The sequence below is a fragment of the Polyangium sp. 6x1 genome, from assembly GCF_029946515.1.
In the GTDB taxonomy this organism is placed as follows: domain Bacteria; phylum Myxococcota_A; class Polyangia; order Polyangiales; family Polyangiaceae; genus Polyangium.
The window spans coordinates 55,927-76,079 of record NZ_JARZHH010000047.1 but is presented as its reverse complement, the minus strand read 5'-3'; the positions used below and the strand labels follow the sequence as shown (position 1 = coordinate 76,079).

12 protein-coding genes are annotated in these 20,153 nt (G+C 70.2%); 4 read left to right on the top strand and 8 right to left on the bottom strand.

What is annotated here, in order from left to right:
• Positions 1–2: 2 nt before the first annotated feature.
• Both QHF85_RS33880 and QHF85_RS33875 read right to left on the bottom strand, forming a co-directional pair.
• The gene (locus QHF85_RS33880; RefSeq protein WP_281331541.1) at positions 3–806 is read right to left on the bottom strand and encodes a hypothetical protein; all 804 of its coding nucleotides are present in this window, start codon (positions 804–806) and stop codon (positions 3–5) included.
• Positions 807–830: 24 nt separating this feature from the next.
• Positions 831–1,709 (bottom strand): hypothetical protein, encoded by an 879-nt coding sequence (locus tag QHF85_RS33875; protein WP_281331540.1) that lies wholly within the window; start codon positions 1,707–1,709, stop codon positions 831–833.
• Between the two features lie 136 nt (positions 1,710–1,845).
• Between QHF85_RS33875 and QHF85_RS33870 the strand changes: the two genes are divergently transcribed.
• Positions 1,846–3,042: a cytochrome P450 gene (locus QHF85_RS33870; protein ID WP_281331539.1), complete on the top strand. Its 1,197-nt coding sequence runs from the start codon at positions 1,846–1,848 to the stop codon at positions 3,040–3,042.
• A 4-nt stretch (positions 3,043–3,046) separates the two neighbouring features.
• Here QHF85_RS33870 and QHF85_RS33865 read toward each other — a convergent pair whose 3' ends face one another.
• From QHF85_RS33865 to QHF85_RS33850, 4 genes are all read right to left on the bottom strand, one after another.
• Positions 3,047–5,128, bottom strand: a complete 2,082-nt coding sequence (locus tag QHF85_RS33865) for a S8/S53 family peptidase (protein ID WP_281331538.1) — start codon at positions 5,126–5,128, stop codon at positions 3,047–3,049.
• Between the two features lie 74 nt (positions 5,129–5,202).
• Positions 5,203–8,118 (bottom strand): hypothetical protein, encoded by a 2,916-nt coding sequence (locus QHF85_RS33860; RefSeq protein ID WP_281331537.1) that lies wholly within the window; start codon positions 8,116–8,118, stop codon positions 5,203–5,205.
• Positions 8,119–8,285: 167 nt separating this feature from the next.
• Positions 8,286–11,444 (bottom strand): CHAT domain-containing protein, encoded by a 3,159-nt coding sequence (locus QHF85_RS33855; RefSeq protein ID WP_281331536.1) that lies wholly within the window; start codon positions 11,442–11,444, stop codon positions 8,286–8,288.
• The gene (locus tag QHF85_RS33850) at positions 11,441–12,082 is read right to left on the bottom strand and encodes a sigma-70 family RNA polymerase sigma factor (protein ID WP_281331535.1); all 642 of its coding nucleotides are present in this window, start codon (positions 12,080–12,082) and stop codon (positions 11,441–11,443) included. Before QHF85_RS33850 ends, QHF85_RS33855 begins: the two co-directional genes overlap by 4 nt.
• A gap of 113 nt (positions 12,083–12,195) precedes the next feature.
• Here QHF85_RS33850 and QHF85_RS33845 point away from each other — a divergent pair, with 113 nt between their 5' ends.
• Both QHF85_RS33845 and QHF85_RS33840 read left to right on the top strand, forming a co-directional pair.
• On the top strand, positions 12,196–15,795 hold the full coding sequence (locus QHF85_RS33845; RefSeq protein WP_281331534.1) for a hypothetical protein: 3,600 nt from the start codon (positions 12,196–12,198) through the stop codon (positions 15,793–15,795).
• Positions 15,796–15,945: 150 nt separating this feature from the next.
• Positions 15,946–17,448 (top strand): hypothetical protein, encoded by a 1,503-nt coding sequence (locus QHF85_RS33840; protein ID WP_281331533.1) that lies wholly within the window; start codon positions 15,946–15,948, stop codon positions 17,446–17,448.
• A 68-nt stretch (positions 17,449–17,516) separates the two neighbouring features.
• Here QHF85_RS33840 and QHF85_RS33835 read toward each other — a convergent pair whose 3' ends face one another.
• Complete coding sequence (locus QHF85_RS33835; protein ID WP_281331532.1) at positions 17,517–18,587, bottom strand: hypothetical protein; 1,071 nt, start codon at positions 18,585–18,587, stop codon at positions 17,517–17,519.
• Between the two features lie 13 nt (positions 18,588–18,600).
• Entirely contained in the window at positions 18,601–19,131 is a 531-nt protein-coding gene (locus QHF85_RS33830; protein ID WP_281331531.1) for an MXAN_0125 family MYXO-CTERM protein, read from the bottom strand.
• A gap of 201 nt (positions 19,132–19,332) precedes the next feature.
• Between QHF85_RS33830 and QHF85_RS33825 the strand changes: the two genes are divergently transcribed.
• Positions 19,333–20,151, top strand: coding sequence for a metal-dependent hydrolase (locus tag QHF85_RS33825; RefSeq protein WP_281331530.1), 819 nt, complete (start codon positions 19,333–19,335; stop codon positions 20,149–20,151).
• Positions 20,152–20,153 lie beyond the last annotated feature (2 nt).

Here is a 20,153-nt window from a genome sequence, read left to right as displayed (position 1 = left end):
GCTCAGCGGCGCACGCGCACGCCCTGCCCCGTCGCAATGCCCATGAGCACGGCGGCGTGCGTGTCGGAGATCCCGAGCAGCGAAAGCACCTCCAGCGCCCCTGTCCAGGCAGGGGCGCCGGGCGCGTCCACCGCGATCCCTCCCTGCGCGCCCACGAAAAACGTCGTGGTGAATGGGATGGGCTCGAGATGGCTCGTCGTGTGCATATCGGGCCCGAACCCCAGGTTGACCTTTTGGTCCATGATGGTTTCCCCCTGCCGCAAAGGGACCGATAGGGCCACGACGGGCCCGCCATACGGGCTCACGAGCCAGGGCGCGCTCCCCGCTTCCCCGCCGACCTCGAACGAATGGCCAAACAGCGGGGCGCCGTCGAGCGTCAGCGCGACCGTCCCCTTGTTCGTGCCCGCGATCCCCGCGCCTGCCTTCAGCGCGAACCAATCGAGCTCGCCGGGATTGAACCGCCCCCACGTCCGCAGGCCATAAAGCCAGCGCGGATGGCTGTCCCCCGCGCGCACTCTCGATCCGGGCTCGGGGTCGCCGTGCTCCAGGTTGCGCGCGCCCGAGAGCCCGCCTCCCACGGTCGCCCACTCGTTCACTTGTGATTCGACCCGCAGCTCGGCCCCGACCCCGGCGTCGAGCCAGACGCCCGCGCCGAGCCCCACGACGAGCATGATCCGCGTGTCCCCCGGCTGACTCGGCCCGACGCGCGCGAGGTTCGGCATGAGCGGCGGCGGCGAGATGACGTTGCAGCTCAAACAAAATGCGGACAACACGGCGCCGAGAAGGAGGCGATGGTGGCGGAGCATCGTCCGCACTCTATCATGGCGGGCTCACCTCTTCCGAAAATCGAGCCGCCGCGGGGGACGACAGAAAGCGCCGGTCTGGGCGGCCGGGCCCTCGGGGGGATCCTCGGTGCTCGCCGAAGCTTCGAGCTCGCGGACGATGTGGCCCGAGCGATCGACGATCGCGAAATACTCCGTGGGGCCGGGGCTGCGATAGCCCTCGGCGTAGAGGTGGCCCCGGTAGGGCCCCGAGCGAATGGCCGCGACGCAATCGGTCCCGCTCGCGATGGCCTGCACCACGGGCGTTTTTCTCCGGAGGTCGACGCCGCAGACGCTCGTGTGAGTATACCGGGGGAGCTCGTATCCCCGCGCGTCGAGCAGCACGAGATCGTCGAACGCGAAGACCGGCGACCAAAGGCTCAGGCACGTGCCGTTCTTCGCGACCTCGCGGGTTTGGCCAGACGCGAGGTCATGCAGCAGAATGCGGTTGTCGGTGACCCGGAACCCGTCGGCTTCGACCGACGAGATCCCCTCGGCCCGCACGAAGACGACCCGCGTCCCGTCCGGAGAGAGCGCCGGTGAATTGTCTTTCCCCGAATCGGTGAGCTTACGCGCCGATCCATCCTGCCCACAGAAATAGATATTGCCCTCGTGCGCCTCCACGCGGGAGCGCGGCTCCACCCCCGCGCACGGCAGCGCGGCGACGGCAGCAGCGGAGGCGCTTGGCGCGGGCGCGTTCGGCGACACTCCGGTCGAAGAAGGGGCCGCCGGCGCGGATGCATTCGGGGACGCGATGGGCTCGGTCGTGACCGCGGCGTCGTTCGTCTGGGTCGCGGGGCGAGAGCACGCGGACGCGGCCAGGGCAAACGTCGCTGCGAGCACGCCGAGCGTCTTCTTCGGGTCTCCTGTCCGGGAGGGCTCGGTCATCGCGCGCGTCAACGCGTAGGGACGCGCTCCGCTTCCGAACGACGTGGGCGCGCGCCCATCCCCTCGCGACGGACGATTTCGCCGCTCCGGGATGTCGGGCCGCGGTATCATCGGCCTCCCTTCTTTGGAGCTCGTCATGACCTTCCGTTACAATGTGCTCTCCCCGGAGTTCAGGAACGACCCTTATCCGGTCTATGCGGACATGCGTCGCAACGCGCCCGTGTGTCAAGTGGATCCGGGCGGCATGTGGGCCGTCACGCGGCACGACGACGTCCTCTTCGTGCTCAAGAATCCCGAGCTCTTCTCCTCGCGTGGCTTCGGCCTCGCGGTGAACCCGCCGTGGCTCGGCGGAAACCCCTTCGCCGATTCGATGATCACGATGGATCCGCCCCAGCACGGGCGGCTGCGCGCGCTCGTCTCCCGCGCCTTCGGCACCTTCGCCATGGCGCGGGTGGAGCCGCGCGTGCGGGCGTTCGCCGAGCAGGCCGTCGCCGAGCTGCCGCTCGGAGAGCCCATCGACATCGTGCCGCCTTATGCGCTGCGCATTCCGGCATTCGTCATCGGCGATCTGATGGGGCTCTCCCCCGCGCTGCACGCGCGCCTCAAGCGATGGGCGGACCTCATCACCGGCGGCGTGACCACGGTGCGTCCGGACGAACACGATCGCAAGGAGCTCGCGCGCGGCGCCGTGGCGGACCTGCGGCGCTATTTCGGCGAGCTTTTGGAAGAGCGCCGGCGCGCGCCCGCCGAGGATCTCGTGAGTGATCTGCTCACGGCCAAGGTCGACGGCGAGGCGCTCACGCAAGACGAGCTGATTGCATTCATGACCCTGCTCCTCGTCGGCGGCATCGAGACCGCGGTGAACATGCTCGGCGCCTCGCTCGTGGTCCTGCTCGAACGACCTGAGCTCTGGGAGAGGCTCCGCGCCGATCGCTCGCGGATCCCTGCCTTCATCGACGAAGTGCTACGCTACGAGCCGCCGCTCCACGCAGTCCCGCGCACGACGACCGCGGAGGTCGAGCTCGGCGGCGTGAAATTGCCCAAGGGCGCGCCGCTTCTGGTGATGACGGGCTCGGCGAATCGCGACGAATCCCAGTTCCCCGACGGAGGCCAATTCAACCTGGACCGGCCCGGCCCGAAGAACCTGCCCTTCGGCCATGGTGTCCATTTCTGCCTCGGCGCGCAGCTTGCGCGTCTGGAAGGGCGCCTCGCCCTGGAGGCGCTCTTCCAGCACGCACGCGGCATCTCCCCCGGCCCCGAGCCGATGGCCTGGCACCGCACGCTCCTCGTGCGTGGCCCGGGCTCGCTCCCGATCGTCTTGCATTCCGCCTGAGGCTTCAGAGCCCCGTCACCGCGATTTGCTGGACGACGGAGACGGGGCTCCCGCTCTGCGTGGTCGCAGTCCCCGAGAGCCAAACGCTGCGCATTCCGGCCGCGGAAAACCCGGCCTGCGACGTGATCGCGATCCGCAGGAGGTCGTTCCGCTGCGCCGAGCCCGCCACGCGCGCCGAACGAATGCCGCCCTGGCGGTCGACGAGCACGAGCGTGAGGTCGCTCATCGTGACGCCGGGCCTCGCATGAAGAATCACGTCGTTCGGCCCCTGGACCGCGACCACGCAGGCCGGGCACGCCGGCCAATTCGGCTGCGGGAACGTCCACGGCGCGGCCGCGACGGTCCGGTACTGATGGCTCGGAATGGGCGCGGTGTCCGGGAACGACGCCTGCAAGGCGGTCGCCGTCATGAACTCGGTCGTCAACGTGGTCAGGAGCGACGACGGCAAGGTCGCATTGGGCAAGGGATCGTTTTGCGCCCCCACGGGCGCGGCGTCGTCGCAAGGCACGCCGAGCGCGCGACACAAGGAGAGGCGGTGCACGGCGCAGGCGTTCGTCCCGACGCACGTATCCGGATCCGCGCGGACGTTCGCGCCGTTTTGCTGGAGCACGACGCCCGATTGATAGATGGCGTCGAGGATCTCGGGCGCGGTGCGCGCGGGGTTATAGGCCCACATGCCCGCGGCGATCGCACTCGCGACCGCCGTCGACACGCTCGTGCCCGTCAGGAGCGGCGGCGGCGTGGGGGGCTGCCCGTTCGCATTGGGCGTGACCGCGGCGTTCGGCGTCATGTCCCAGGCCGCCGCGAGCAAGCCCAGGGCGGCGATGCGCGGACGCGCGAGCGGGCGCCCCGGGACGAGGGGCTCGTCGCCCTGATCGACGCCGCCCACCGCGTACACGACCCGATCGTACGGGGCCGGGTTCGCCGCCGCGGGCCTGCGCGGAAAACTCGGGAATCGACCGGTCCACGTCTCGACGAACGGCGCCCCGACGAGCGCATTGCACGTCGCGGCGTCCGGCATCGCGATCTCCTCCCAGCGCGCCGGACAAACGAGGCCACTCGCCGGCGTGGGGCCGCCGGTGTCATTGCCAGCGGCGGCGAGAAGGAGGGCGCCGTGGCACGCGGCATACCGCATTGCATCGAGCACGGCGCGCGCGGGCGGCGCGAGCGACTCGGGGTTTTGCGCGAGCTTCTCGGGCGCGCAGTTGTTCCGCCCCGGGACGTCTTCCCAGCCGACGCTCAGATTGATGACGAGCCGCGCATCCCCCTGCCCCGCCGTGATCTCGTTGCGCCAGGAGAGCACGAGCCGCTCGACGGCCTGCGCGAGATCCCCCTCCGTCCCGAAAAACCCGCCTTGCGTCGGGGAGGTGCTCAAGGGATTGGCGAGGTCCGTGCGGGGCAACCCGAGCGCCGTCGTGACGTGGGCCGCGCAGGGCGCCGCCTCGCCGCCCGGACAAGCGAGATCCCGGGCCACGTGCGCCACGGTATCGCCGTGCCGGCTCTGTCCGATCGCAATGCCCCCGGAGAGCGCATCGGGGGACGTGTCTGCGGCGACGATCCGCACCGGGCGCGGGAGCGTGGGATCCATGGGGGACGACGAAAACGAATCGACCCCGCCGGCCCGCCGGCCGAATGATTTGCGCGCCCAGCCCGCCGCGTCCTCCTCGTAGCCGAGCGGCGCCGTGTCGATGCAATCCTCCCCGAGCTCCGCGCCCGCGCCGACGACCGCCTGGAGCTGGTTGATCTCGTCGTCCCCCGGGCCATTCGCGCCATACGGCAAGCATTGCTTCGCGCCGGGGTTCACGCGCGCGCCGGTCCACTCGTAGACACAATACCGCGCGAGGGCGGGCGGCGGGCCGCCCACGGGTCCCTTGAAGAGCTTGTCCTCCGTCCAGATGCCGAGGGGATCGACGGGGCAAACGTCGCTGGGGTTCTCGATGGCGATCCAGCGTTGTCCAGTGCAGCCGGGGTCACCCTCGGGAGGAGGACAAGGCGGGGGCGCGGGACTGCAGGCGAGGCCGGGGGCGAGCACGGCGCCGAGGGCGACCAAGGAAAGGCCGATGCGGGACGAGGCGAAGCGGGACACGAGACCTCCACGGTGAGCGATCGAAGAACTGTACTCCGCTCACCGTGGAGATTGGACAGAGAAACCGCGTGGCCCTACGCACGCCTGCGACGCGCGAGCCCGCCGAGCGCCGCGAGGCCGAGGAGGAGGCCAAAGACGGAGCCTCTGTCGCTGCCCGAAGCGACGACGGAGCAGCCCTCGGCGGCAGCGAGCCCCTTCGTCGGCGGCAGCGATTCACCCGGGACCTCTTTGCCGCAAGGCTCGGGCACCTTGAAGCAAACCTCCTCGGCGCAACACTCGTTCATCTCTTCGTCGTGAATCCCGACGGTGACGCAAAGCTCCTCGCCAGGCGTCGCGCCCGAGAACGAGAGCCCACCCACGTATGCAATGCCACCCGGCGGCGTGGCCGGCACGTCCACGTACTCGGGCGACACGGAGACGCCGCTCGGCGGGAAGAGGAAGACGTGCTCGATCGTGTCGAGCGTGCGGTTCTCGAATTTGAACGAATAATTGAACGTGCCGCCCGGCGCGCCCGGGATGCATGCGATCTTCTCCCCCACGACGGCGAAGCAGCAGGCCGGCACGTCGAAGCAGATCTCCTTCGAGCAGCATTCGTTTGCCGAGGGATTCGACAGTCCCACGTCGATGCAGAGCCCGGAGCCTGGATTGACGCCGGAGACCGTCGCCGTGACCGTCGTCGACGCGCCGGGCTGGAGCGGCTCCGGCAACGTGACCACCTTCGGGGACACGTGCGGATCCGGCAGGAGCACGTATGTGATGGGCTCGTCGAGCTCGTTCGTGATCTCGAACGTGAGCGAATATCCCCCCTCGCCGCCCTCGCAGACGAGCGGCTCCACGTGCACGGTGGCGCACGTCTCTCCGGAGGGCGGCGGCGGCTCGCAGGATCCCTCGCAATCAACGCCGTCGTTCGGATCCTCCCAGGTCGTCTGCGTCGTGACCGAAGCGGTTTGTCCGCCGGCGCTCGCGAACACCTGGATCGTATTGCCGCAGGCCGCGAGGCTCACGGGCGCGCTGAACTGCGGATCGGCGCCGCAGTTCGAGGCGCAGATGTCAATCTCGGGCCCACCGTTGACCGTGTACCAGATGCGATCGACGGAGACGCCGCTGCTCGCCACGGCGCCCACGACGTCGGGCGTGGCCGAGGTCGCGCAGAGCGGGAGCTCGGCGGAGACGCTGAGGCCCGGCGAGACCGTGACGCGCTGGCCGCAGCCGAGATCGAGCTGCGTCGTCGCGAACGTCGCGGTGCTGATTGCGCCCGAGGGCGACTTGACGCTCGCGCCAGGCTGGAGGGTATACGCGCCCTGGGGGAGCGCGAGGCGCACCGTGCCGTTCGCGGCGGCATTCGCTTCGGCCTTCGGCCACCCCTGGAACGTGCCCTGGACCGTGTACGCGGTGGCATTGCCTTGCCAGTCCGTTCCGTTGAAGGAACCCGTCACCATCGCGTATGGATCGAAGAGGAGCCCGCTCGCGATGGAGTACGGCAGCTCCACCTCGCTGAAGCAATAGGCGTGGTCGATGGGCACGGCGTCGCCCGGCGCCATCAGGTGGCTCGTGCTATCGCGCTGCATCGTGAGGAAGCCCTCGCGCTGCGTGGACGGGTCGTAGAAATCCAGCATCAGGCCCGACTGCCTCCAGTTCGTGGGGATGTCGTAGGCATCGACGACGAGCTGCTCGTACACGGACGAGAGCGCGCCGGTGGCCGGATCGAAGCTCCCGTCGAACGAGGTGATGCTCTGTCCGGTGAACGTATCGACGTCCAGCGCCCGGACGGTGGTGCCCCAGGGATACTGGCTCGACCAGGGAGGATCCGCGGAGAACCGGAGGGCCGAGAGCGAGCTATAGGCTCCGCTCGCGACGACGTACGGATCGGCGAGGAGGATGCCGCCCTGGAACCGCGCGGGCTTCATGACGAACGGATACCGGAGCTGCCCGCCGATGTTCTGCTGGAGATCGGAGCTCACCCCGGCCTGCACGGTGATCGTACCGGCCGGCGTGCCCGTCCCCATGCGAGGCGTCGTCAGCTGCGTGGTCAAACGGCCCGTGCGGACGAGGCCCAGGCCATACATCGCGTAATCGCCGGGGACCATGTTGGGGAGCGTCCACCACGTGCCCGGCGAGGCGAGCGGCATCTCGGGCGGCGCGAAATGGCCGTAGCGCTGATTGCCGGAAGGGCCGTTGTACGCGCGGATGTACGTCTTGTCCTGCTCGATCTCCCCGAGCACGTCGAACGGGCCCCGGAGCGAGCCAAGCGCGCCGCCGCCATCGATGAACTGGGACATGTCGATGCAGATGTCCTGGATCTCGTCACACGCCGGATGCAAATCCAGCGGGATCTGGAACGAGATCGTGTTCTGCGTCGGATCGTTCCCCGTCGTGATCGAGAGGCTCCGGGTCTCGCTGGTGCCCCCGAGCTGGAAGATGTAGTGCTCGGCCGTGTTCTGGAAGCTGCTCGTGCTGTAGCTCGTCTGAATCGAGCCCGAGCCGATGACGAAGGGGGTCTGGCATTGCGGATCGAGCCCCCAGCGAACGCGCACGAGGCCGATGCAATCTGCGATGTCCGCGGTCGTCCCGGCGGGCTGCTGCGCGATGGACTGCAAGACGACGCCGGAGATGGGCTGAAACCAGTACTGCCCCGACGCCGTGTAGCTCGCGGCGGCGTAGAGGAACCCCGTCGCGCCCATTCCGTAGGTGACGCCGGCAGGCCCTCCGGCTCCCGACTCGGCGGACAGCTCGAAGCCGCGCGAGATGGGCGTCCCGGCGAGCGCGTTCGTGTTGCTGTGAAACCCGACGGGCGAAGAGCTCGACGCGTTGATCGTGGCCGACGTCATCCCTAGCTGCTGGAGCAGCGCGACGACGCTGGGGTTCGTGTTGGAGAACCGCGCTTGTCCCTTGATGACGTTGGGCTCGAGCACGACGTCCGCGAAGGCCGTCGCGCAGGGCAATACGATGGATACACCGATGAGCGTGGACAGAACTGTCCTCTTCGACATGCGAGCCATGTCCGACCTCGAAAGCAATGCCCGAGCGCCCCCGAGGACAGCGCCAGATCTCCCGGCGCGCCCCTCGTGGTCTCCCTCGTGGCGTGTTCGGCGGGCTCTACGCCGCCCCGTCCGGAGATTGGACAGAGGTCGAACAAAAATCTCGCGGACGCCTTCGCTCACTCCCCGAGCAGGCGCAGGGAGGCCCAGTCGCCTTCGGGCGAGCCCTTTCGGAGGGCGAGGGTCGCGGCGCGCAGGGCGCGGGCCGGGTCGCGCTCGATCGGCTCGGCATAAAGGAGGCGCGTCGCCTGCTCGGCGAGCGCGTCGCCCATCGGGCGGGGCGTCGCGACGGCGGCGCGGGCGCCCTTCAAGAGGAAGGCCTGCGCGAGGCCGAGCCCTCCGCCCGCCGCGTCGACCTCGGAGGCGCGCGCGGTGTCACAACCCGCGAGCACCACGACCTCGGGCACACGCGCGAGGGCCATCACGTCGGCCACCGAAAAACGCCCCCGACGGGCGAGGCGGAGAGACGCTTCGAGGCCGTCCGGCCCCTCGAACGTCGCATGCCCCGCGTAATGCAAGAGCCGCACGGAGGGCAGCTCCAGCGCGTCCCGCACGGCCTCGTGGGTCGCGGCCTGGCCGAGCAGCGATACGACCCGCAGGCCGCGGGCTTCGAGCGCGGCGACGACCGCCCCCGCGCTCCCGCGCGCGCCGGGCAGATCCTCCGTCGGATCGGCGATCACCACGGCCGTCGCGCCGCCGGGCGGGCGCGCAGGCCGCGGCGCGAGGTCCATCGAATACACGACCTCCGCGCGCTCGATCAGCGGCGCTCCATCGAACGGGAGCGCGTGCCAATCCGTCGACAAAAGCTCTCCCGGTAAAACCAGGCGCACGCGACGAACGTCCGCGAGCGCCGATCGAAAAGGCCCGAGCCACGCCTCGGCGCGCTCGGCCGGCACGCTCTTCGGCTCCGACGATCCGAGCCGCCGCGCCTCGACCTTCCGCCCGCCGTCTGTCAGGACGAACCCCGCGAGCCCCTCGTGCACCGGATGCACCACGAGGAGCGCCTCCTCCGCGGTCAGAACGGACGCAGGCGGCGCCTCGTCTTGCGCCTCGCCTGCGCCGAGCGCCGCGAGCGCCCGGTCGAGCGCGCTCCGCAGCGCCGCCCGCTCCGCTTCGAGCCCGCCCGCGCCCGGCCCGCGCGCCGCAGCCTTCTCCTCCAGGACCGCGCGCTCGCGCCGGTAGCCCGCCACCGCCTCGTCCCAGCGCCCTCGCGCCTCCGCGGACAGCGCGCCCACGCGGTTCACCCAATGAAATGCCTGGACAAACCCTGCGAGCGATCGCCGCGCAGCCTCCATGGCCTCACGCGCCGCCCGCGCGTCGCCCCGCTCTGCCTCGCGCACCAAGAACTCCACCCAGAGCCGCGCGCCCCGCTGCCTCGCCGAGAGGAACGATCCCCGACCCTCGCCGAGCGGCACGCCCCGACCCCACGCCGCGAGCGCCTTCTCGGCCTCCACGAATGCCGCGCGCGCCTCCGGGCGATTTCCGAGCGCCGCGAGCGCCTCGGCGCGGCCAAGCGCGCCCTCGAAGACGAGCTCGGGCAAAAACAGCCGCTCCCCCTCGGCCCGCAGCGCCTCGTGCGCCGCGAGCGCGTCCTTCGGTTTTCCCTCGGACAGGAGGAGCCGCGCCTCGATCATCCGTTGCCACCCGCCGAGCTCGGCCCAGCCGCCCGCGCGCTTCGCTTCGTCGAGGCGCGCCCGCGCCTCTTTGCCTCGCCCCATTTCATGCTCGACGAGCGCGAGATTCACGAGCACGTTCCCGAGCCCCGCCGGGCATCCCTCGCGCGTGAGCGCGAGCGACTCTTCGAGCACCCGTTTCGCCTCGTCGAGCCCTCGCCCCGATCGCGCCGAGGCTCGAAGGGCGATCCACCCGGCATTGCTCGCGAGCTGCGCGCGCCGGCAAGCGTCCGCCGACGGCCCCGCGAGCGCCCGCGCCTGCCCGAGCCGCGCCGCCGCCTCCTCGTGCCGCCCGAGCACCGCGAGCACCTCGGCCTCCTGCTCCAGCACCGCGCTTCGATACGCGTCGAGCCCGAGCCGCTCGGCGCCGGCCGCCGCGGCCGAGAACGCGCCGAGCGCCGCGCGCAGGTCCCCCGTCTCGATCCCGAGCAATCCCTTGTAATAAGCCGCCTTGGGCTCTGCCTCGGGGCACGCCGAAAGGAGCGGCCCGAGCCCTTCGAGCAAGGCGCGCGCCTCGCCGAACGCGCGTTTGTCCAGGAGGAGGCCGTACGAAAGCGCGAACGTATCGTCGAGCTCGTCCGAGGGGCGCCCCGCCGCGCGATCCTGCGTGATGGCCTCCCGAAAAAGCGCGGCCGCCTCGTCGAACCGCCCGCGCGTGGCCATCAGGATCCGCGCTTTTTGCCGGGTCGCGGCCCGCTTCGCGTCCGGCGCCCCTCCCCCGAGGACGCCCTCCACGAGCGCGGACGCCCGATCGAGCTCGCCGCGCTTGCGCGCCGCCTCGGCCTGCACCAGTGCGTCCGGTAAAACCTCCGCCGGCGCGGCGGCGCACGTGGACACCTGGCTCCTCGACGCGCCCTCGTTTTGCCCGCCCCCGCCGAGCGCGCCGCGCGGCCGCGAGAGCGTGATCCGCAGCCGATGCGCCGACAAACCGGCGAGCATTTCCCCCGAAACCGCGGCCCGCGCGAGCGTCGGTTCGTCCGGGAGCGCCTCGGGCCGGCCCAGAAGCAGAACGATGTCCCACGCGCCTTCGGGCACGTCCCCGAAGAGCGCCGCCGCGGTCCCCTCGATCCGCACGACGCCGCCGGCGCCGACGACCATTGGCGGTTCCCACGGCTTCGCGGCGCCCTCCCGCACGACAAACCCACGCACCGCGATCGCCCCCGATACGGGTGAAGCGGGCCGCAACGCGAGCGAGAGCCGCGAGGCCGGATCCAGCCGGATCACCGCGTCTTCCGGGGGTTTGTCCCCTCGCTCGGCCTGGTTGCCTCCCTCGACGGAGAGCGTATAGGCCGCAATCGGAGCCGGCGCGTCCCGGCGCAGGACGACGAACAGCGCGAGCGCCCCGAGCGCCGCGGCGAGGAGCGCCCCGACGAACCCGAACCTGCGGCGCGCGCCCGCCTTTTTCGCGGTCTCGATCGGGACGACCGGCGCCGGTGGGGCTTCTTCCGGCGCGCGCTTCGCGTCGAGCGCGGCGAACACGCCGCCTACGAGCGCGCTTCGTTCGGCCTTGTCGAGCGGGCGCAAGAGCGCGGCGAGCTCTTCCTCTTCGCGCTCGCGCGCGCGCCGGGCGAGCGCCTCGATCCGCGGATCCTGCTCTTCGTTCATAGCCCCTCCTCCCGGGTCCTCGCGCGCGCGGCCTCGTCCTCGTCGAGGATACGCCGAACGCGCTCCCGGAGCCGCTGGCGCTGCTTGTACACCGCCTCCCGGCTCTTGCCCGTGACCACGCACATCTCCTCGATGGATCGCTCGTCCACGAAGAACGCGAAAAACCCCTCCCGCTCCTCGTCGTCGAGCTCGGCTTCGAGCCTCCGGAGCGCCTCGCGCGAGACGATCGTGGTCTCGTGGCACGGCCCGCCCCGCGGCAGCGCGAGCTCCAGCGCCTCCTGCTCGGTCGCGATTTCGGTGAAGGGGCTACGCACCCGGCTGCGCAGGATCGAGCGGACGTGGTTCTCCGCGATGGCCCCGACGAACGCGCCGAGCGGCCCCGCCTCCGGATCCCAGCGCGCGAGGAGGTTTCCGCTGAAGACGTGCACGAAGACCTGCTGGCAGAGGTCCATCATCTCGGTGCGCAGATCCCCCTTCGAGCTGCTGCGCCGGACGAGGACGCGGGCGACGCGGGCCTGGATCACCGGCGCGAGCACGTCCTCGATGAGCACGCGCTGGGCCGCACGTTGGCCGCCGAGCGCGCCCCGTACGAGCGCCTCGATCTCCGACGAACCGTGCGCGCCGCTGCTCTCCGACACGAAACTTCCCGATGCTTCCCGTTCTAGCGCTCATACCACCCGGAAAGGCCGGGGAGCAAGCACGGGCGTGGGGCCCTTCCAGCGCCCGCCCCCTTCGTGGTAATCGACATGGTATGATGCCCAAGGATTTCCCACGCCTCCGCTTTCTCGCCGATCGTACGAGCCTCCTCCTCGCCGCGGCGCTGCTCGCGGCGTGCGCGCGCGGCGAGAGCCCCGCGCCGGCCGAGAGCCGCCCGCTCGCGGGCTCGGCGTCCGGCCCGAAGGTGTCGGCTGCGTTCGATCTCGACGCGAGCCTCCGCGCGGCGCGCGCGAGGTTCCGGATGGAGAACGGCCGGTTCATCGGCGCGGGGTCCGGTCACCAGATCACGGCGACGGCGGACGCGTTCGAGATCGTGCCCGTCGCGCCCGCGGCGTCGCCGAACACGTCGCCGCGGGCAGGAGCGCCGCTGCGACTGAAGAAGGCGCGGGTCACGCGGGGCGCGGTGGAGCTCGGGCGCGGCGCGGGCGCGGGGCGCGTCGAGGCGGATGGGCACCTCGTCGTTTCGCGCGGGGACGTGGAAGAGCACCTCGAAAATCGGAGCGGCGGCGTCGAGCTCTCGTATTCGTTCGCGCGCGCGCCCGAGGGCGCGGGGGATCTCGCGGTCACGCTCGACGTCGGGGGCGAGGCGTTCGTCGGCGAGACACGCGACGGCTACCATTTCGTCGATCCGGCCACGGGGCTCGGCGTGCGGTTCGGCCGGGCGACGTGGATCGACGCGACGGGGAAAAAGGCGCGCGTCCCGGTGCGCGTCGAGGAAGGGCAGATCGTGATGCGCGTGCCGGAGCGCGTGCTCGCGTCGTCGGCGTATCCGGCGGTGCTGGATCCGCTCCTGTCGCCGGAGCTCGGGATCGATACGCCGATCGCAGGCCTGCCCGCGGGGAGGCGGCGGTTCCGGCCGGCGGTCGCGTGGAACGGAAGCCATTACCTCGTCGTCTGGGAGGGGCAGCGTTACATCGATCCGACCTCGGAACAACGCATCTACGCGGCGCGTATCGCCGCCGACGGCACCCTCCTCGACGCGACGGGTTTTCCTGTCCTGGGGAGCTCGAACGCGATCAAGCCCGCGCTCGCGAGCGACGGGAACGGGTTCTTCTTGACGTACCAAACGGGCGTCGCGAACCAGATCAACAACACGGGCGTGTACGGCCAGCGCCTCGACGGGGACGGCAAGCCGGTGGGCGCGCCGATCACGCTTTCCACGTCGACGACGATCCGGCAGAAGACGCGGGTCGCGTACGACGGCGCGAATTACGTCGTGGCGTGGGTCGATGGTGGCACGGGCCTGTATGGTCGTGTCTCACCGGCCGGGCAGGCCCTCGATCCAAGCGGAATCACGGTGGGCCCGAGCTACCGATTGGACGTCGCGTCGAACGGCGCAGGGGCGCTCCTCCTGCGCGAATCAGCCGGGGCCGGGTATGCGCACCGCGTGGATACGCAGGGCGCGCTCGTCGACGCAGCGGGCATCGAGATCATGACGCCCGCGCCGCTTTTCTCCACGTGGGATCCGGTGCCGGTGTGGACGGGGAAGGAGTACTTCATCGGGTACGGGCAATACGACGACGACACGTACGCGACGACGATCATGGGGACGCGCTTCGACGCGCAGCAGGGCACGGTGCTGGATCCCGCGGGGATCGCCATCAGCGGGCCGGTGTACGATGCGACGGAAATCGACGTGACGACGGACGGGACGAACACCGTCGTCACGTGGTGCGATTACACGGCAGACTTCGTCGCGTATCCGCTGCGCCGCGCGCGTGTATCTCCGCAGGGCGTGGTGCTCGATCCGGGCGGCGTGACGTACACGAGCCTCGGCGCGTACGGGCAAAGCGCCTCGAACGGGTCGCAGGCGCTCGTCGTGTGGCAAAACGCGTATTTCGACGGGTTCTTCCCCGGCGGTTACTCGATCCAGGCACGTCGGTTCGCCCCGACCGGCACGGAGCTCGACGCGTCGCCGCTCCTCGTCTCGGGCGGCGCAAATGACCAGCGATCGCCGTCGGCGACCTTCGACGGGAAGAACTTCATCGTCTCGTGGTCCGACGCGCGTGATTTCTTGCTGGGGCAGGGCACGAACCTTTATGCGGCGCGTGTGACCCCGGCAGGCGTCTCCCTCGATCCGAGCGGGATCTCCGTGGAGGGCGGAGCGGACGACGTGGAGAAAACGAGCGTCGCGTTTGACGGGACCAACACGATCCTCGGCTTCTCGACCCTCCTCAACGGGTATGACTATTCCACGGCCTCGAGCTTCGTGAAGCGCATGGATACCCAGGGCGTCGTGCTCGATGCGTCCTCGATCCATCTGCCGCATTTCTCCGACACGAGCGACCGCGTGGCGCTCTCCGTGGGCGCGGGCCGGACGCTCCTCGTGCAGTCCGGATACGACTGGGACCTCGGGGACTACGGGATCGCCTTGCAGACGATGGATACCGGGGGACAGCTCTCCCCCAGCGGTATCCTCGCGCTGGAATGGCCCCGGGACCTGAGTGCGTCCTTCGACGGGACGAACCACCTCGTCGTGTGGAATCTGTGGAATGGGCCCGGCGTGCGCATGGCGCGCGTCGATTCGATGGGCGCGCCGGTGGATCCGTCGCCGCTGACGCTCCCGGGCTCCGGCAGCGTCGGCGGCGTCTCGACGGTGTTTGACGGGACGAACCATGTCGTGTTCTGGTTCGACCCCGCCGCGAGGAAGCTCCTCGGGGCGCGGGTGAGCCCGGCCGGCGCGCCCCTGGACGCGACGCCGATCGAGCTCGCGAGCCACCCCGGCTGCGGCTATCTCGGGCTGGGGGAGCGCGGCGCGATCAGGGATGGCGACCGGCTCGTCGTCGCCTACCGGACGTGCGGCCCGACGATGACCGATGAAGCGGCCCTCGTCCTGGACAGCAATCTCACGGTCATCACGAGCTTGCCGATCACCACGGACGACCTGCCGAAAGGGATTCCGTCGCTCGCGTCGACGAACGGCGGCAAGGTGCTGGTCACGTATTCGACGTTCCACGCCGAAGCTCCGTTCGGCAGCGCGCGGGTGCAGGCGCGGCTCATCGAGCTCACGTCGTGCACGACGGACGCGCAATGCAACGGCGGCCAGTGTGTGAGCGGGACGTGCTTGAACGAGGGGATCGGTGTCGGAAGCACGGGAAGCGGTGGCGCGGGCGGAGCAGGTGGCATGGGGGGTTCGGGCGGCGCCGGTGGAATGGCCGGCGCCGGTGGAATGGGCGGCACCGGAAACGGCAGCGGCGGCGCGGGCGGCTCCGGCGATGCGGGCGGTTCCGGTGGAATGGCCGGCGCGGGCGGCTCCGGCGGTGCGGGCGGTTCCGGTGGAATGGCCGGCGCGGGCGGTTCCGGTGGCGCCGGCGGTAGCGGTGGAATGGCCGGCGCCGGTGGCTCCGGCGGCGCGGGCGGTAGCGGTGGAATGGCCGGCGCGGGCGGCTCCGGCGGAATGGCCGGCGCGGGTGGCGCGGGTGGCGCGGGTGGAATGGCAGGCTCCGGTGGTATGGCCGTCACGACGGGCACCGGCGGCGAAGACCAGCCCCCGTTCGTCGCTGTGGGCGGTGGCGGGTGCACGTGCCAGGCGGCAGGTCAGGACGCGTCGTCGCTCGCTCCGCTGGCCGGGGCGGTCGTCGCGCTCCTCGGCGCGGCGGGACGTCGGACCCAAGGGCGAGGACGACGAACTTGACCTCACCCACGCCGCCCCCCGGCGGAAAAGAAAGCGGAAATTAGACACCTGCGCGGCGAGCTGCCCGGGACAGAGCGCCGCGCCTTCGTTCGTCGAGCCGTAGGGTCCCCTGCGGCTTTACGCCGGTCCACCGGGCACGAGACATGGGGCATGCACGCGCCCGTGGACCGGCTCCGTCGGAATGTCCCCGTCATCGCCGCGCTGAGCCTCGCGCTCCCGGTATGCGGGACCGAGCAGGCCCCGGGCGAATCCGCCGCGACTCCGCTTCGCCCGCGGATCGACGAGGCCTTCGCCTTCGCCGAAAAACGGACGCGCGCCACGATCGAGGAGCTCGCTCGCCTGGATCCCGACCATTTCGCCTCGCTTTTCCCGGTCGTGACCAAGCCTTCGCCGCCCGACCTCGGGAGCTGGGAGCAAAAGCCCGTCGAGGACTGGCGCAGCGGTTTTTTCCCGGGCGTCGTCTGGGAGCTTTATCGTCACGGGCGTGATCCGCGGATGCGGGAGGCCGCGCTCGCGTGGACGTCCACGATGGCGACGCTCGAAAATGTCCCGATCGATCACGATCTCGGTTTTCGTTTCCTCCCGACGTTCGGCGAGGCCCTTTTCGTGCTGGACGAGAGCGACGATCCGGGCGGCGTCGTTCGGAGACGCGCGCGGGGCGCGATCGAGCGGAGCGCTTCCTCGCTGAATCAGCTCTTCGACGCGGGCTCCACGCCGGTCGGGGCGTACCGCGCATTTCCGCTCTCCAACGATTACCTCGCGCCTTATCCCGTGTACATGGACAGCATGATGAACGTCGAGCTCCCCTTGCTCGCCTGGGACCTCGCCGGTCGTCCTGCATCCGGGCCCTCGCGCGTCCTCTACGAGCACGCCGTGACCCACGCGAAGACGGTGATGGCGGAGCACGTGCGCCCGAACGGCAGCACCTACCACATCGTCCAGCACGAAGAGGGCCAAAGCCCCGGGGCGGGCCGGATCCACAAAAAGATAAGCGATCAAGGGTTTGCCGCGGAATCCACGTGGTCACGCGGCCAGGCGTGGGCCATTCATGGATTCACCACGGTGTATCGCTTCACCAGGGACGATCCCTCGGTCGATCCGCGCCGGTTCCTCGAAACGGCGATGCGCGCCGCCGATTATTTCATCGAGCACCTGCCGAACGACACGACCGACCCGTACAACCACGTCCCCGGCGACTTCGTGCCGCCCACCGATTTCGACGCGGCCCTCGGCGAGCCCGAAGGCCCCTGGAACGACGCGAACGGCGACGGCGTCCTCGGCGACAGGCGTCCGGGCACGCATACGTTCACGCCGCGGGATTCGTCCGCTGCCGCCGTCGCGGCCGCGGGCTTGCTCGAGCTCGGCACGCTCGTCGACGATCCCGACCTGCGGGAGCGGTATCTCGGCGCCGCCGAGAACATCCTGTTTGCGCTGCTCACCTTCCGCGCCCCCGACGGCACGCGCGCCTATCTGGCGGTAGACTCTCCGCACCAAGGCATCCTGGCGCGCGGGTCCACGTCCTACGGATTGCCGCAGCAATCGCTCTCCTTCGGCGATCACTACTTCCTCCAGGCGCTCCGCCGCTGCCTCGACCTGGAGACGCGGGAGGGCGAGGCGCGTCGATGTGGCAGGACCCTCGATCCGGGCCCGTGACCGCGCGCCCCTCGACGAACGACAGGGCCCGATCGGCGTCGAGCTCGCTCCTGCCGCCGGGCTACCGCTCAGGGGGCTCCCGCATAGAGATAGGTCCAGACGGGCAAGAATACGTACGCTCCGTCAGCGTCCTTCGGCGAGGAGCCGCCGGCCTGCGTGGAGCCGTGACCGTCGTTCGTGTCCGCCGACGAAAGGAGGCGATGGCTGTCTCCGTAGGGCGGCATCGCGCCGTCGACGGACGTCGGCGCGCCGGGGAGGCCAAGATCCTCGAACGATTGCAGGTGCCCCGGGTGCTGTGAGTCGGCCGTATGGGTCAGGGCGTAAAACCGATCAATGGGCGTGATCGAGGCCGCCTTCAGCCAGGCCTGGTTGCTGTCGAGGGGCCCGGAGAGGCTCACGACGCGGTGGACGAGCCGGTGTTTCCCGATGACCGCCGACGTGCTCGCGCCGTGCGAAATACCCGAAATGACGATCTTGTCCCAGCGGGGTTTGTCACCGTCGACGAAGTACGTCCAATCGCCCGCCGGGTTTTGCGCGGCGAGATACGCGAGCCCCTTGACGATACGCGTCTCGATGCTGTCCGGCGGAGCGATGTCGACGAACGGATGGTGATTCGTGCCGTCGAACGCTTCGAGGCGGCATCCCTCGATGTCGTCGCCGCAGTTGCCCACGCCGTAATCGCTGAGGTAGCAGGGGCCGAGCACGTGGAAGCCGAGGCCGGCGAGCACCTCGCCGTGGGCGTTCGATCCACACGTGGAAGGCGCGCCCGCGCCGTGCAGATACACGACGAGCTTCCCGCGCGGCGCGACCCGCGTATCGAGGAACGCGACCTGCGTGCCGAGGGCCTTCGTGGCGGCCGGATCCGCCTGGTCGGCCTTGAAGGAGACCTGGTAGAGCTGCGGGTTCGTCGTATCGACGCTGGGCCCGGGATCACCGCCGCCGGCGCCGCCCATTCCGCCGGCGCCGCCCATTCCACCGGCGCCGCCCATTCCACCGGCGCCGCCCATTCCACCGGCGCCTCCCGCTCCGCCGGCGCCTCCCGCTCCCGCTCCGCCACCCCCGCCGCCGGAGCAACCGGCGGCAGCCACGGCCGCGACGAAGAACAACGAGCTCGTAAAAACGCGCAGTTCGATTCGCATGGTTTCCGTCCTTTCAACGAGCCCGGCGGCGGCGTGCGAAGAAGAGTGCAGCGAGGCCAAGGCCCACGCCGGCGAGGCCCGGACGATCGGCGCCGGAGACGCTGCAGCCGGTCTCGAGCACGCGGTGCTCGACAGAGTAATCGAGGACCAACTTGAAGGCTTGCCCGTCGGCCTGGAGGTTGAGCTCGTCGTGGTGGTCGCCCGGCGGCCCGCCCACGGCGTCGCCCGTGGAACCTCCCTCGACGTAGAGGAAGCCCGTCTCGCCGGGCAGGACCAGCGTCTGGGTACCGTCGAACGTGAAATCCTGGGCCACGACGTCGAAAGCGCAATTGTTCACGAGGCTGACGGTGCCGTGACAAACGCAGCCGTTCTCGGAATCGATCCGGTCGAGCCGCGCGCATGCGGGCGCGCCTTCGAGGGCGGCTTCGAGCTTGATGACGGCGTCGCACCCGTCCCCCGCCGCCTGGGGGCAGCCGGCGCGCGCGGCGCGCGGCGCGAGGGCGAGGACAGCGGCGAGAGGAATGGCGACTGCAAGCAATTTCATGCAAGACCTCCGTGCGAGCGACGCTAGCACGAAACCCCACGGAGCACGGTGCCTCGCGTCCCGCATCGACGGGGCATGCCGGCGAGCCGGCTGTCGCTCCCCTTCTCCTCTGGCCCCAGATGACACGGATCTGGCACGCGCGAACCTGCCGCGGCTTGGCGCGTCGTGTCAAGATCCGCATGTTCCCGCACGAGGTGAGCCATGTCCGTTTCCCCGACGATCGAGGTTCGGAACCTCCGGTTCGAGACCGACGAGCGGATCCCGCGTTTTTGGCATGGAGGGCGGCGGGCCGTCACCCTCTTCTTCGACAACCTCTCCATCTTCTTCCCGGCGGGCGAGCGATTCTTCATCGCGGCCGTGAAGGCCCATCGGGACAGGGTGCGTGATCCCGCGCTCCTCGCGGAGGTCAAGGCCTTCGCCGCCCAGGAAGGCATTCACGGCCGCGAGCACGACCGGTACAACGAGATGCTGCGCAAGGAGGGGTATCCGATCGACGCCATGGAAAAGCGCGTCGAGCGAATCCTCCGCCGCGCGACGAAGCTCCTGCCGCCGCGCTGGCAGCTCGCCGTGACGTGCAACCTGGAGCATTTCACCGCGCTGATGGGCCATTTCATCCTCGGAGATCCGCGGCTCCTCGAAGGAGCCCACCCGGAGATGGCCGCGCTCTGGCGCTGGCACTCCGCCGAGGAGAACGAGCACAAGGCCGTCGCCTTCGACGTCTACCTCGCGTCGGGCGGCAACGCGCTCGAGCGGTGCGCCCTGATGATCCCGACAACCCTGATCTTCTGGGGGAAGGTGATCGAGCACCAGGCGCGGCTCATGCACGAGAACGGCATTCTCTTTTCGGCGCGGGAATGGGTGTCGCTCGTCGATTTCCTCTTCTTCCGCCCGGGAGGCATGTTCAAGCTCTTCCTGCATTACCTCGATTACTACCGGCCCGGCTTCCATCCCTGGGACATGGATAACAGGGACGAGCTCGAACGGTGGAAGGCCTCGTATCGACCCGCGACCTCGTCGTAGAG

Bases quoted from the DNA above. Each gene is read 5' to 3' on its own strand.
- QHF85_RS33855 (WP_281331536.1), bottom strand. From the start codon at position 11,444: ATGAACGAAGAGCAGGATCCGCGGATCGAGGCGCTCGCCCGGCGCGCG.
- QHF85_RS33880 (WP_281331541.1), bottom strand. From the start codon at position 806: ATGCTCCGCCACCATCGCCTCCTTCTCGGCGCCGTGTTGTCCGCATTT.
- QHF85_RS33835 (WP_281331532.1), bottom strand. From the start codon at position 18,587: ATGCGAATCGAACTGCGCGTTTTTACGAGCTCGTTGTTCTTCGTCGCG.
- QHF85_RS33860 (WP_281331537.1), bottom strand. From the start codon at position 8,118: ATGTCGAAGAGGACAGTTCTGTCCACGCTCATCGGTGTATCCATCGTA.
- QHF85_RS33870 (WP_281331539.1), top strand. From the start codon at position 1,846: ATGACCTTCCGTTACAATGTGCTCTCCCCGGAGTTCAGGAACGACCCT.
- QHF85_RS33830 (WP_281331531.1), bottom strand. From the start codon at position 19,131: ATGAAATTGCTTGCAGTCGCCATTCCTCTCGCCGCTGTCCTCGCCCTC.
- QHF85_RS33840 (WP_281331533.1), top strand. From the start codon at position 15,946: ATGCACGCGCCCGTGGACCGGCTCCGTCGGAATGTCCCCGTCATCGCC.
- QHF85_RS33875 (WP_281331540.1), bottom strand. From the start codon at position 1,709: ATGACCGAGCCCTCCCGGACAGGAGACCCGAAGAAGACGCTCGGCGTG.
- QHF85_RS33825 (WP_281331530.1), top strand. From the start codon at position 19,333: ATGTCCGTTTCCCCGACGATCGAGGTTCGGAACCTCCGGTTCGAGACC.
- QHF85_RS33845 (WP_281331534.1), top strand. From the start codon at position 12,196: ATGATGCCCAAGGATTTCCCACGCCTCCGCTTTCTCGCCGATCGTACG.